Genomic DNA, 13,963 nt, shown 5'->3' with positions numbered 1-13,963 from the left:
CCATGCTGAACGCAATCAGAAAAAACGGCTTAACGCTTGCTGTCTTTGCCTGTGCTTCAACAGGTTTAGTCGCGGTTACCCAGTACTTAACCAAAGACCAAATCGTTCGCCAAGAGCGAGCACAGCTTCAAGCCACGCTCAATGAGGTGATTCCTCATGAACTGCACGATAATGAACTGTATGCCGCTTGTACCCTAGTAAGTGACCCAGCACTGGGCACCAATCAGGCGCAACCTGTCTACATTGCAACCGTCAACAATGAACCGACGGCACTGGCCATCGAGACTATTGCACCAGACGGCTACAACGGTGCAATAAAGCTGATTATCGGCCTAGACACGACTGGTACTATTCTTGGTACACGAGTATTAGCGCATCAAGAAACGCCGGGGCTGGGTGATAAAATCGACCTTAGAATTACCGATTGGATTCTTGGTTTTGCTGGTAAGCAAGTCACTGAAGACAATCAAGGGGATTGGGCAGTTCGCAAAGATGGCGGACAGTTTGATTCCTTTACCGGTGCAACTATCACGCCGCGTGCGGTGGTTAAAGCCGTAAAAAACACCGTGGAATACGTGAACACCAATCGCGATTCCATTCTAAGCCAACCGCTTAATTGTGGAGGTGAATAATGGCAACGTCTAAAGAACTGCTAAAGAACGGGCTGTGGGATAACAACCCTGCCCTCGTCCAGCTGCTGGGTCTGTGCCCACTGCTAGCCGTATCATCAACTGTGACCAACGCGCTTGGTTTGGGCTTGGCGACACTTTTGGTACTTGTTGGTTCAAACGTTACTGTTTCGTTAGTGCGAGACTATGTGCCAAAAGAAGTCCGTATTCCAGTCTTTGTAATGATTATAGCGGCGCTGGTAACCTGCGTTCAGCTATTAATGAATGCTTATGCTTACGGCCTCTACTTGTCGCTGGGTATCTTCATTCCCCTTATCGTGACCAACTGTATCATTATTGGTCGTGCAGAAGCCTTTGCTTCCAAGAACGCGGTTGGTCCAGCGGCACTGGATGGTTTCTGGATGGGTATGGGCATGACCTCTGCTCTGGTCGTCCTTGGCGCCATGCGTGAGCTGATTGGCAACGGGACATTATTTGATGGTGCCGACCTCTTGCTTGGTGACTGGGCAGCAGCGCTTCGTATTGAAGTATTCCAATTTGATAGCCAGTTCCTGTTGGCACTATTGCCACCAGGCGCGTTTATCGGTGTCGGCTTCTTAATTGCCCTTAAGAACGTTATCGATAAGCAAATCGAGCAGCGCCAACCAAAACAAGAAAAACCAGAGATTGAACGCGCTCGCGTTACTAACTAAAGCTTTTCATGCCCGAGACTTTCGGGCATTTTTATAATAAAAACATACTGGATACTCAGACACTAAGTACAAGCAATCAGCGGAAGAAATAGTCAGCAAATGAACAACACCAAAAGAAAAGAGATTCTAGAGCGGCTTCGCGAGAACAATCCCAATCCAGAGACAGAGCTTAACTGGAGCTCGCCATTTGAACTGCTCATCGCCGTCCTCCTCTCTGCGCAGGCAACCGACGTCAGTGTGAACAAAGCCACTGATAAACTCTATCCAGTCGCGAATACACCAGAAGCCATGCTGGCACTGGGCGTTGATGGCGTCAAAGAGTACATCAAGACTATTGGCCTGTTCAATTCAAAAGCCGAAAACGTCATCAAGACCTGCAAGATCCTTATTGAAAAACACGGCAGTGAAGTACCAGAAAACCGCGAAGCATTAGAAGCCCTACCCGGCGTAGGGCGCAAAACCGCCAACGTAGTACTCAACACTGCCTTCGGCTGGCCAACGATCGCCGTAGACACCCACATCTACCGCGTCTCAAACCGCACTAAGTTCGCGATGGGTAAAACCGTCGACGATGTGGAAGAGAAACTACTCAAAGTCGTTCCAAAAGAATTTAAACTTGATGTGCATCACTGGTTGATCCTTCACGGACGCTATACCTGTGTCGCCCGCAAACCGCGCTGCGGCAGCTGCATTATTGAAGATTTATGTGAGTTCAAAGATAAAGTCTATCCAGACAATTAATATTAAGGGAGCAATGTTATGTCTAACGGTCGTATCCTTCACACTATGCTACGCGTAGGTGATTTAGATAAGTCTATCTCGTTTTATACCGACGTCATTGGTATGAAATTGCTGCGTAAAAATGAAAATACCGAATACAAATACACCCTAGCTTTCCTAGGCTTTGGTGACGAGTCTGAAGGTGCAGTCATTGAGCTGACCTACAACTGGGGCGTTACTGAATATGACCTGGGCAGCGCTTATGGTCACATCGCTATTGGCGTAGACGATATCTACACCACATGTGATGCAATCAAAGCGGCTGGCGGCAACGTCACGCGCGAGCCTGGCCCCGTAAAAGGTGGCACCACTCAAATCGCCTTCGTCAAAGACCCTGACGGTTACATGATTGAGCTGATTCAAAACAAAGAAGCCAGTGCAGGGCTTGAAGGTTAAGCGCTGATTTCATAAAGCTCAAATGACAAAGCCAGTGGAAATAACCACTGGCTTTTTACTCTCTCTACCCTAGCATCCCAAACTGTTTATGACTTGCCGTCAAACCAATGCTGTTCTGAGACAACCTTGTTGTTCTTCACTGTAACCTCATAAGCTTTTTGACCGTCCATTGAGTACTGTGTAATGGTGCCGTTGTTGATCGCGCCATCTTCATAATTAGCTTGGTAGGCCTTGTTACCATTGGAGTAATATTGAATAGCAGGTCCATCTTTTTGCCCACCATCATAAGTGGCTTCCGTTCGCGGCTGACCGTTTTCATACCAAGTCGACACCTGACCTTGCAGTTTACCTTTGTCGTAATTGGCATCGACTACCTTTTGACCATTGTAAGCCCATTCAGTGTAGTGCCCACTGCGCTTGCCATTCTGGTAGTGTGAATCCGTTTTTAGCTGACCGTTATCATACCATTGCTTCCATTCACCGGTAGCGACACCTTCTCGGTAGTTAATGCTGGACGCGACTTGTCCATTGGGATACCACGTAGTTTCTGAACCAACTGCTTTACCATTGGCAAACTTCACTTGCAGCGCGTTTTGGCCAGTATCATATTTTCTGGTCAGTCTGCCAGTGAATGGCGTTGTCTCATTAACCTGATAGGCAACGCCATTTCGAACTTGAACATAATCTACCGTATTACCGGTGTCTTCAACCGTCGTTTCTGTAGCGTAAGCTCCGATGGAAGCACAGGTTAGAACACCTGCAATAATTGCAATCGAACTCTTCATGTTGTTACCTCAAATACATAACTTATGTCGGTACAGTCAGAATAGTATTGAGAAAATCATTAACAAAGAGGTAATCATGATTAGTATTGTTGCAAAAATAAAAAGGAACCTTTGATGTGTATAAGAGACTAACTTAGCTTTGGTAATGAGCCTGAAGGCACAGAGGTTGAGTTGATTCAAAACTATAGAGCTAGTGCTGGCCTTAAACGTTAATAGTTAAAATCACCTCACTGAGCCAAGAAAACAGTGGGCTTTAACGACCAACTTTTTACTGCCACCACCCAAGTATCCCTAACTCTCAAGTTTTCACAGACTCCCCAACGCAAAAGACTGTTCTCCCCCTTAATACCATAGCCCATTGCCTTGCTGACCAGCGCAACATAGGGGGAGTTAGAGGGGGTATTAATCTTCAGTGTTCAAGTGGTTTTCTAGATATCAATACAAAACTGCCTACATTGAGAAAACTCATTTTTGCCCCAAAACATGTTGGCATCGATCATTATGCATATTTTAGTGATCTGTTTTTGCACTACTGGATCTAATGGTAAGGCAGTAAGCAACACTTGACTCTATTCGCACGGTACTAGCTATTAAATGGAGCTCAACAAAAACGAGCATGAAAAACGCCTCTTGAGGGAAATTATCACTTGAACACAACGGCGTTCTAATGCTCAATACCAACATCCTTTTACTAAATCCAACTCAGAGAGCATGATGGAACTCATTGAAAAGTTTATAAATTACCTGCAGGATAATCATGAGTGGTTATTTAGTGGTCTTGGAACGTACGTAATCTCTGGTATTGCCGCAGTTCTATTGGCTGTGCTCACAATAAAGATACGAAACAAGCGCAGTTTGGCCAATCAAAAGATAAAGTCAGGCAAGAAATCCATAAATATCCAATCTGGTAGAGATACACGTTTCTAGGAGTAACAATGTTCAACAAGCAGAAGATAGAGTCTGGTGATGAGTCTATTAACATTCAGGCTGGCAGAGATGTTCATATTAACCCTCAGTTTCAATTTTCTCTTGAGGAACTGAAGGCATTTTTGAACGAGTCACAGACATCTCTTCCAGAACTGTCTATCAAATATCTGGTATCACAGACCTTTGATGATCTGATTGCTATAGCAAACAAGAACTTAGAGGTTATCCCTGTGATGAATCCGTTGCTTGTTGAAAACAATGTATTCACTTCCCTTCAAGAGCTAACGAGGACTGAGAGCGGAAGATATCGAGATTTGGGTAAATATGGGAATGACTTTAATAGTGTTGAAGATTACTTAAAAGAATATCCTGAAGCTGAGATTGTTGAAGACAGACAAGGTAGATTTCCTTACTTTGATACTATTAGATCACCTAAGTTTGAGGAGCTTAAAAAGCTCTCAGAAGATGACCCTCTGACAAGAGTAATGCTTGACCATAAGGTTCACGAGAAGTTTCCGACAGCACTCATCGGAACCTATGAGCATGGTTGTTGGGGGGTACCTTTGATCGAAGAGTATATGTTAAGAGGTGTTTGGGGGGTATTCCTCACCATTACAAATAACTCTGATACCAACGTTACTTTTGAGCAATTAGAAAGTGAAACACACCTGAGTCAAACCTTCGAGAGAACTTCTGAGGCTGCTCTCAAACCTCGAGCTTATACTTTACCTAGAGCGCCTATAAAGCGGAATGAAACGGTTGTTATCCCTGTAAGCATATTGATTACTCCAATTGGAGGCATAACAACAAAAAAAATCTCTAGCATCCCGAAATTTGCCGATGGAGAATGGTTTAGAGAACTAAGCCATCAATCTGGGTCGTCTGCCGACTTAGAAGAAATGTTGAGTTTTGGGACGGTCATTGCACCAAAATCTATTGGCTTTCAAAGCCAAAACAAGAATCACTCCGTAGAAATACATGACTTTGATATCACCAACATGTATACCATAAACAAAGCTTGGCAATGTGGTTCGTGCCCACATTTGTTCTTCACTTCGGAGCAGGCCGTATACATAAGAGAGTTGCTTCCAGACGGTCAAAACACTACAGTCTCAGATTCTTTTACTATTCCTGAGAATGTAAAACAGTTCACAATTGCCGAGTTGGAAGACGAAACTACCTATATCGATAGCTTATACATCAATGATGTGCTTACTTCCAAAAGTCTAAAATTAGACACGGGTGACTCTGTAAGTTTTTTTGTTAGTTCAGGCGATACAGTCCGGTTACAAGGGCGATATATCACTCGTAAAGACTCAGCAAATGACGCACCATTTGGTACTTACCGAAACTCGCTGATCAACGACTACCTAAATTCAAGAGGTAATTGATATTAGCGATCCAGATAGCATCGTGACTACCGTATAAACCAGTACCTTATTTTTACCCAGAAAATGTTAGCTTTGGTAGCTATTCTATACCAGAGCTAACTCACGGGGTGCCAAATTTGTATTAATTCAACTTTCTCTAATTTAGTAAAAGCGCTGACTCATTCATGTCCAAAAGTAATTTAAACATAAATAAGCAACTAGCAACTTCCCTTTTGACTTTCAGCACGCGCGTTAAGTAGATTCCGCATCAAGTGCGGAATGACGACAAATTTGAGACCGACATTGTCGAGCCCATCAGGCTCCGGGCAGCGAGCAAATCACCTCTTAACACCAATCCCAAAAACAAAAAAACCAGCAGCCTCTCTACTACTGGTTTCCAAAACTCCAACGCCAAACAGACCCTAAACCTCAGTCCGCCCAAACGAAATCACTACCCTCTGGTTCTTCGCTTTGCCAATCGGGGATTCATTACTCGCAATCGGTCTGCGTTTACCGTAACCCTGCACCTGAATTCGATCTTTTGGTAATCCTAGAGAGTGGAAGTAGTCTTGTAGAATCACAGCGCGCTTTTCGGAAAGCTGCTGACTCTCACTTTTTGTTTCACCTGAATCGGTGTAAGTGGATACCAACACCAAGTCGATATCCTGATTGTATCTTACGTACTCAGCGATCTGTTGTAGTCGATGTTGAGAGGTTTTATTTAACTGCTCGCTGTTGCGGTCATAGTGAAGAATGGTGAACGAGATGTCTTCAAAGCTATATGGCAGAAGATTGGCTATACAATCACTGAATACATTGTATTTACCTTGGAACAATACCGACGAGAGTGACACCTCGATACGTTCATCACGGCTCTGCCAGTCTTGATAGCTAAAGGTCGGATAACGTCCCTTTTCGAGCTCGCTCAAGATACTCCATGCAGCTTGTCCGCCGACATAACCATTAAACTGTTTGAAAAACTGTAGGTTACTGATGCGGTCTGCACTATCGCCTGGACGCCAAGGTGGTGGCATTGATACTAGGCTAACATTGCGTGTTTCGCCCATTGCACGGCGCATTTTCAGTTCAAAGTCGAGGTTAATCTTTTTGCTCGCACGTGCAATAAACTCCGCATCCCCAAAATTTGGGATCGGATGAACAAGGCGGCACTCCAACGGTGTATTACTTACCATCTCCCATTGAGACTGGGTTGGTGTTGCCACGTAGCGCTTCTCAATTGCCGCATTGGCAACGGGAGCGATTAACGCTGGCAACAAGAAAGTGGCAAGTAAAGTTTTTAATTTCATATAGATAGATAACTCGACAGCAATAACATCGGCGGCATATCCTTGCCGCTAATGCATTTAGATGGATCTCCATCTTGTACATTGCAAATATCCCGCCAACATCAACGTCTGATTTTAACTAACTTGTCATGAAGAATGAGATACAAACGATTACCTGTATCTATGGTTGAGGTATTAAGCCCGAAATTAAATGCGTTGTTTGGTTTTTTATGCTGAAAGAATCTGCAATAATGCCCGCTTCGTCACATTAAAAAACTCTAACATGTCTGTAGAAAACGAAGCTCTAACGCTAAAAAAGCGATTCCGTGGTTATTTTCCCGTTGTTGTCGACGTGGAAACGGCAGGTTTTAATGCTAGCACTGACGCGTTACTGGAAATCTGTGCCATCACATTAAAGATGGACCAAGAAGGTAACCTACAACCTGCCACTGTGATGCACTATCACATCGAACCGTTCGAAGGCGCTAACCTAGAAAAGGAAGCGTTGGAGTTTAACGGTATTCGAGACCCGTTTAGCCCATTGCGTGGAGCGGTTTCTGAACAAGAGGCACTGAAAGAGATCTACAAAGTGATTCGAAAGGAGCAAAAGCAACACGATTGTAATCGAGCAATCATGGTGGCACACAATGCGAATTTTGATCACAGCTTTGTTAGTGCGGCGAATGAGCGCGCCAAACTTAAGCGCGTACCTTTCCACCCGTTTGCTACCTTCGATACCGCGACATTAAGTGGTCTTGCTTTTGGTCAAACGGTATTGGCAAAAGCTTGTAAAGTCGCAGGCATGGAGTTCGATAACAAGGAAGCCCACTCGGCTCTTTACGACACCCAAAAGACGGCTGAGCTGTTTTGCCGAATCGTCAACAAATGGAAAGCACTTGGTGGCTGGCCTGTCGTTGACGAGAACCAAGAATAAACAAACACAACTTTTAGAGATTATTATGAATCCTGTCGTTATTTCCGTTTGCATCATGCTGGTTCTGGCATTGATGCGCGTTAACGTTGTCGTTGCGTTAACATTTAGTGCCATCGTTGGTGGCGTTGTCTCTGGTATGTCACTGACCGATGCTGTTAGCGCCTTTGAAGGTGGTCTTGGTGGCGGTGCTACTATCGCATTGAGCTACGCGATGCTAGGTACCTTCGCGGTTGCCATTTCCAAGTCTGGTATTACTGACCTACTTGCACAAAGCGTGATTAAGCGAATTCATGGCAAAGAAAGCTCAGCGGGCTCAACAGGTCTTAAGTATGCGGTTCTTGTCGCGCTGATTCTCGTGACTATGTCGTCTCAGAACGTAATCCCTGTGCATATCGCCTTTATCCCAATTTTGATTCCACCTTTGCTAGGCGTATTTGCGAAACTCAAGCTTGATCGTCGTTTAGTAGCTTGTGTGTTGACCTTTGGTCTTGTTACGCCATACATGGTTCTGCCCGTCGGTTTTGGTGGCATCTTCCTAAACAATATCTTGCTTAAGAACCTACATGACAACGGTTTAGAGTCGGTAACTGCATCACAAGTCCCTATGGCGATGCTACTTCCTGCGCTCGGCATGATCACGGGCCTACTTCTCGCGATCTTCTTTAGCTACCGTAAACCGCGTGAGTACGCTGCAACAGAGATGACACAAATCGATGAAGAGCCTTCTCACATCAACAAGAAGAACATCTTTATTGCTATCGCTGGTATCGTAGCGGCGCTAGCCGTTCAGTTGACTTCTGGTTCAATGATTATCGGTGCACTTGCTGGTTTCATGGTCTTTACCTTTGGCGGCGTGATTGCATGGAAAGAGACACAAGATGTGTTCACTAAAGGTGTTCACATGATGGCGATGATCGGCTTTATTATGATTTCTGCAGCGGGCTTTGCTGCGGTAATGAAGCAGACTGGTGGCGTTGAGTCTCTTGTAGAAGCTCTATCCACTAGCATTGGTGACAACAAGCCTCTAGCGGCACTGCTAATGCTAGTCGTTGGTCTTTTGGTCACTATGGGTATCGGCTCTTCATTCTCTACGATTCCAATCATTGCAACTATCTATGTACCGCTTGCTATCGCTTTCGGCTTCTCACCAATGGCAACCGTTGCACTTGTCGGTACTGCAGCTGCGCTGGGTGATGCGGGTTCGCCAGCCTCTGACTCAACATTGGGTCCAACTTCGGGTTTGAACGCAGACGGTCAACACGAGCACATTTGGGAGACAGTGGTTCCTACCTTTATCCACTACAACATCCCACTCATCGTGTTTGGTTGGATTGCAGCGATGGTGCTGTAGTCGTTCGAAGACTTGTTGTCTCGCCCTAAAATACGTAGAAAGCAAAAAGGCTTGGTCACTGACCAAGCCTTTTTCGTATCTGATAACAAACGCTTATTTCTTCGCTTGTCTCGCTTCGAACGCAGCAAGCTGCTCAGGTGTTGCCTTTGGTTGGTGGTTCGTCTTCCACTCGTCGTACGTCATACCATAGACACGCTCGCGAGCGTCATCGATATCTAGGTCTAGGCCTTGGGTTTCCGCTTCTGCTTTATACCATTTACTAAAGCAGTTACGACAAAAGCCAGCCAGAATCATAAGGTCGATGTTTTGAACGTCCTTATTGCTATCTAAGTGCGCAAGAAGGCGGCGAAATACAGCTGCGTCGAGCTTATCTTGTTGGTCTTGCGGGAGATCTTTGTATTTGAAATCAGCCACTCTACTTTCCTTTATTGTTGGTTTTTCTATCTCCATCCTAACCAACAAACGAAAAAATGCCCAGTTGAAACTGGGCATTTGTTATCTATGTTTTGTTTAGCTAGACATCGCTTAACTCACCATGACTGCTGCGCGCTTTCACATCATGACTGAGTGCTCTGTTGAGCTCTGCCTCGACATGCCCCGGCGATTGCGTTCTCGCAGAGATCAGACGATACATCGCTGGAATGACAAACAGCGTAACCAGAGTAGCAAACGCCATTCCGAAGAAGATGACTGTACCCACCGCGACGCGGCTCTCATAACCAGCACCTGTCGACAGAATCAACGGAATCGCACCGGCAAGTGTAGTAAATGCGGTCATCATAATCGGACGAAGACGTCGAGCTGAGGCATCAATGATGGCTTTCTCAAACTCAATGCCCTTATCACGGAGCTGGTTGGCAAACTCGACGATCAAGATACCGTTTTTAGTTACCATACCGATCAACATGATCATACCAATTTGACTATAGATGTTCAGACCTTGCTGCATGATCACCAAGCCAAGGAAGCCACCAAAGACCCCCATAGGTACCGTAAACATCACCACCAACGGGTTAACAAAGCTCTCAAACTGCGCTGCCAACACAAGATAAGCCACCAGTAGCGCCAAACCAAACACCACTAAGATACTTGATTGGTTCTCCTTAAAGTCTTTCGACTCGCCGGCATAGCTTACAGAAATATCTCCAGGTAGCATTTCTATCGCTTGTTGGTCGAGAAAATCCAACGCCTCACCCAAGGTATAACCATCAGATAAGTTCGCCTTAATAGTGATAGCCTTTTGCTTGTTGTAGTGAGACAGACGAATAGACGAAGCCACTTCCTCAATTGAGGTCACCGCATCCAAAGTCACCAGCTCACCCGATTGAGTTCTCATGTAGATCTGGCTAAGGTCCGCCGCATTGTTAAAGCTGTTCTCGTCGCCGCGGATATACACATCGTACTCTTCACCGCGCTCAACGTAGGTTGTCTCACTCTTACCGCCTAGCATAATTTCAAGAGTGTCTGAGATATCAGCGACACTAATACCCAGTTCGGCAGCTCGTTCGCGATCAATGGTGACAACAAGTTCCGGCGTTTTCTCTGAATAGTTAGTACTCGCCCCTTCCATAAACGGCGATTCCTCTGCGGCTTGCTCTAGCTTGTCTGCCCAAGTTTGAAGTTCTGAGTAGTCTGAGCCACCGATAACAAACTGGACTGGTTCACTGGACCCGCCTCTGAAACCTGGCATAAACGGATACACTCGAACATCGGCGATACCCGCCAACGCTTTACGCGCTTCTCCCAATGCTTCCGCCGCGGTAACGTCACGATCGTTCCAGTCTTCCAAAATCATGATGACAAAGCCAGTTTGGTCACCCGCGTTACCGCCAAATGCCGGAGATTGGATACTAAATGACTTCAAGAATCCTTGACCAAGCAAAGGCATCAGACGATCTTCGACGATGTCCATATTGGCCGCCATGCGGTTGTAACTGGTCGCGTCCGCACCACGAACGAAGGCAAAGATAACACCTCGGTCTTCTGATGGCGTGAGCTGTGCTGGCACATGTTGCATCAACTGAAAGCTGCCGCCAACACAAGCGATAATAACAATCGGCGCAAGCCATCTTAGCTTAAGGGCTTTAGCAAGCGCCGCCTTATAGCCACGCTCTAGCTTTCTAAAACCGCGGTCTATCGCTTGAGTAAAGCGGTTTGGTTTTACATTCGCTCTCAAGATAGTACTGCCAAGTACTGGCGTTAGGGTCAGCGCTATCAAGGACGAGAAGATGACCGACATAGCAAGCAGAACTGAGAACTCGGTGAACAGTAGTCCTATCATACCGTCCATAAAGGAGATCGGTAGGAACACCATAACGAGTACTAGCGTGGTTGCGATAACGGCGAAGCCGACTTCTCTTGTCCCTTTATAAGCAGCTAGTAGCGGTGATTCGCCACGCTCGATGTGGTGGAAGATGTTCTCCACAACCACAATGGCGTCATCAACCACCAAGCCAATTGACAAGATAAGTGCCATTAGCGTGATGAGGTTAATGGAGAAGCCAAAGAAATACGCTGCAATGAAAGATGAAATCAGAGACACAGGTACGGTGACAGCGGGGATAAGTGTCGCTCGCGCTTGACCAATAAAGATGTAAAGCACCAGGATGACCAATCCACCTGTGATAAACAGGGTGTTGTATACCTCAGAAATCGAGCGATCGATGAAAACGGTAGAATCATAGTCGATCGCCAAGCGTGTCCCTTCGGGAAGGAACTGCTGCATGCGTTCAACTTCTTTGTGGACTAGGTCTGCGACCTCCAGTGGGTTGGCATCAGATTGTGGCACGATACCCATACTCACATTAACGACACCATCGCTTTTGAACGTTGAGTTTTCGTTCTCGGCCCCCACATAAACGTCAGCTACGTCTTTAAGGTAGATAGGCGTATTATCGCTTGCTCGCTTGACCACGAGATACTCAAAGTCAACAGGAGTGCTATAAGCACGCGCTGTACGTACCGACATAACGGTAGCATCGTTACGAACTTCACCACCCGGACTCTCAATGTTTTCACTTCTCAGTGCTGCAGTGATATCAGACGTTGTCACTCCACGGCCCGCCATGAAGGCTGGTTTGAGTTTGACGTACATCACCTGATACAGGCCGCCGGAGATATCAACCGAGCTCACCCCGGATATCAAACTAAAGCGGTCCACCAGTACACGATTGACGTAATCGGTTAGCTGGGTGCGGTCCATTTCAGAGGAGCTGAGGTTGATGTAAAGCGATGCCTCACCACTACCGTTGTTCTTAAACACCAGTGGATCATCAGCTTCATCTGGCAGTGAGCGCTGAGCTCTTGCTACCGCATCACGAACATCACTGACACCGGTATTTAGGTCATAGCCAAGCTCAAACGTCACAGTAATTCGAGACATGCTATTACGTGTTGTCGACTCGATCTCGTCGATACCGCTTATGCCTGATAACTGGTCTTCGATAACCGACGTTATCTGACTCTCGATAATAGTGGCTGACGCCCCTTCATAGCGAGTAGAAATAGAGACAACAGGGTTCTCGATATCCGGCATCTCTCGCACAGCGAGTTTGCTAAACGACACGATACCGAAAACACAAAGCAGCAAGCTCAGAACAATGGCCGCTACCGGACGTTTAACGGAAACATCAGATAACAACATTAGCTGGCTTCCTTATCCGTTGGCTTTTTGTCGCCTTGCATGCGAGCAGCACTTGGCTCTCCATTCGCGTTAACTTCGGAGACTGAAACCCCATCGCGCATGTTAACAATGCCCTGCACCACGATGCGCTGACCAATCTCAATTCCCTTCTCAATCACAACTTGGTTACCTACGCGAGCACCGAGGAAGACTTCCGTACGATGGGCTTTATTGTTGTCATCAACAACATACACATAGCGCTTAGTGCCTGAATACTCTAATGCTTGAACTGGGATAATTGGTGCTTCAATTGGTGGGAATTCCATACGAGCTTGTGCGAGCATGCCTGGCTTCAAGCGGCTGTCTTCGTTTTCAAAGTGAATACGAACACGCAGGTTAAGGGTTTCTTGATTCACGCGAGTATCTATCGCTACGACTTTACCTGTAAATACTCGAGGGCCCCATGCCGCAGTAAGCGCGGTAACATCCATGCCCCTTTCGAGCATTGGAAGATAACTTTCAGGGACTTGGAGATCGAGCTGCATCGTTGATAGATCATCGAGTGTCAGCAATTCAGTACCTACATTCACTAGTTTACCGCGACTGAAATCAATAAGACCCACAGTGCCAGCAAAAGGGGCTTCTATATATAAGTCGTTAAGGTTGGCATTAGCTGCGTCTAGACGTGCGTTACCAATATCAACAGCAGCCTTTTGAGCATCGATTTCTGTTTTGGTAATCGCGTTGCGGTCAACTAGGCGTTGGAACTCTGCAAGGATACGCTTTTGGTCGCGGACGTAGGCTTGTGCTTCTGCAACTGCCGCGAGCGCTTTGTCGTCGTTCAATTGGACAAGGAGTTGTCCCTTTTCAACGGTTTGGTTTGCGGTAACTTGAATGCGGTCGACAATGCCATTGACTTCAGAAGAGATAATCACGGATTCGTCAGCTTCTAATTTGCCAACAAGAGACAGTGACTGGGAAACTTGATGAATGGCGACTTGCTCGGTCACGACAGAGACTGCCCTAGCGCCAGCCTTTCCTTTGGCTAGAGTTGCTGGTGAAACACAGAGAATAGACAGTGCCAGCAAACCCATTATGGTTTTATTTTTCATTGTGTGTGTCTTTTAGTGTAAAAACTATGGTTATTCTAGCGAGTTATACGCCCAATAACGTCAAGAAGTGTAAATCTTA

At 46.1% G+C, this 13,963-nt stretch carries 12 protein-coding genes; 7 read left to right on the top strand and 5 right to left on the bottom strand.

All coding sequences use genetic code 11. The features are described 5' to 3' along the window. Positions 1–2: 2 nt before the first annotated feature. From rsxG to gloA, 4 genes are all read left to right on the top strand, one after another. Entirely contained in the window at positions 3–632 is a 630-nt protein-coding gene (gene rsxG, locus LY387_RS04645) for an electron transport complex subunit RsxG (RefSeq protein ID WP_234495470.1), read from the top strand. Further along, a complete protein-coding gene (locus LY387_RS04640; RefSeq protein ID WP_234495469.1) occupies positions 632–1,321 on the top strand; it encodes an electron transport complex subunit E in 690 nt (229 codons plus the stop codon). Before rsxG ends, LY387_RS04640 begins: the two co-directional genes overlap by 1 nt. A gap of 99 nt (positions 1,322–1,420) precedes the next feature. Next, entirely contained in the window at positions 1,421–2,062 is a 642-nt protein-coding gene (gene nth / locus LY387_RS04635; protein ID WP_042476625.1) for an endonuclease III, read from the top strand. An 18-nt stretch (positions 2,063–2,080) separates the two neighbouring features. Next, positions 2,081–2,497 carry a lactoylglutathione lyase gene (gene gloA, locus LY387_RS04630; RefSeq protein WP_042476622.1) on the top strand — a complete coding sequence of 139 codons (417 nt, stop codon included), beginning with the start codon at positions 2,081–2,083 and terminating at the stop codon, positions 2,495–2,497. 86 nt (positions 2,498–2,583) lie between these two features. On the opposite strand, the gene LY387_RS04625 is transcribed toward gloA, so the two are convergent. Beyond that, positions 2,584–3,282, bottom strand: a complete 699-nt coding sequence (locus LY387_RS04625) for a toxin-antitoxin system YwqK family antitoxin (protein ID WP_234495468.1) — start codon at positions 3,280–3,282, stop codon at positions 2,584–2,586. Between the two features lie 935 nt (positions 3,283–4,217). Between LY387_RS04625 and LY387_RS04620 the strand changes: the two genes are divergently transcribed. Next, positions 4,218–5,600 carry a hypothetical protein gene (locus tag LY387_RS04620; RefSeq protein ID WP_234495467.1) on the top strand — a complete coding sequence of 461 codons (1,383 nt, stop codon included), beginning with the start codon at positions 4,218–4,220 and terminating at the stop codon, positions 5,598–5,600. Positions 5,601–6,001: 401 nt separating this feature from the next. Here LY387_RS04620 and motY read toward each other — a convergent pair whose 3' ends face one another. After that, entirely contained in the window at positions 6,002–6,886 is an 885-nt protein-coding gene (gene motY, locus LY387_RS04615; protein WP_234495466.1) for a flagellar protein MotY, read from the bottom strand. A 262-nt stretch (positions 6,887–7,148) separates the two neighbouring features. Between motY and rnt the strand changes: the two genes are divergently transcribed. Further along, positions 7,149–7,799: a ribonuclease T gene (gene rnt, locus LY387_RS04610; protein WP_234495465.1), complete on the top strand. Its 651-nt coding sequence runs from the start codon at positions 7,149–7,151 to the stop codon at positions 7,797–7,799. Positions 7,800–7,824: 25 nt separating this feature from the next. Further along, the gene (locus tag LY387_RS04605; protein WP_234495464.1) at positions 7,825–9,150 is read left to right on the top strand and encodes a Na+/H+ antiporter family protein; all 1,326 of its coding nucleotides are present in this window, start codon (positions 7,825–7,827) and stop codon (positions 9,148–9,150) included. 93 nt (positions 9,151–9,243) lie between these two features. Here the strand turns inward: LY387_RS04605 and LY387_RS04600 are convergent, their stop codons facing one another. The 3 genes from LY387_RS04600 to LY387_RS04590 all read right to left on the bottom strand — a co-directional run bounded on the left by LY387_RS04600 (position 9,244) and on the right by LY387_RS04590 (position 13,884). Then, positions 9,244–9,564 (bottom strand): DUF1244 domain-containing protein, encoded by a 321-nt coding sequence (locus LY387_RS04600; protein WP_042476594.1) that lies wholly within the window; start codon positions 9,562–9,564, stop codon positions 9,244–9,246. A 100-nt stretch (positions 9,565–9,664) separates the two neighbouring features. Further along, positions 9,665–12,793 (bottom strand): vibriobactin export RND transporter permease subunit VexH, encoded by a 3,129-nt coding sequence (gene vexH, locus LY387_RS04595; RefSeq protein ID WP_234495463.1) that lies wholly within the window; start codon positions 12,791–12,793, stop codon positions 9,665–9,667. Continuing rightward, complete coding sequence (locus LY387_RS04590) at positions 12,793–13,884, bottom strand: efflux RND transporter periplasmic adaptor subunit (RefSeq protein WP_234495462.1); 1,092 nt, start codon at positions 13,882–13,884, stop codon at positions 12,793–12,795. The genes vexH and LY387_RS04590 overlap by 1 nt, the downstream gene beginning before the upstream one ends. Positions 13,885–13,963: the final 79 nt, after the last annotated feature.

Source organism: Vibrio maritimus (genome assembly GCF_021441885.1).
Classification (GTDB): Bacteria; Pseudomonadota; Gammaproteobacteria; order Enterobacterales; family Vibrionaceae; genus Vibrio; species Vibrio maritimus_B.
The sequence above is the reverse complement of the archived record's forward strand: the minus strand, read 5'-3'. Positions and strand labels throughout refer to the sequence as shown.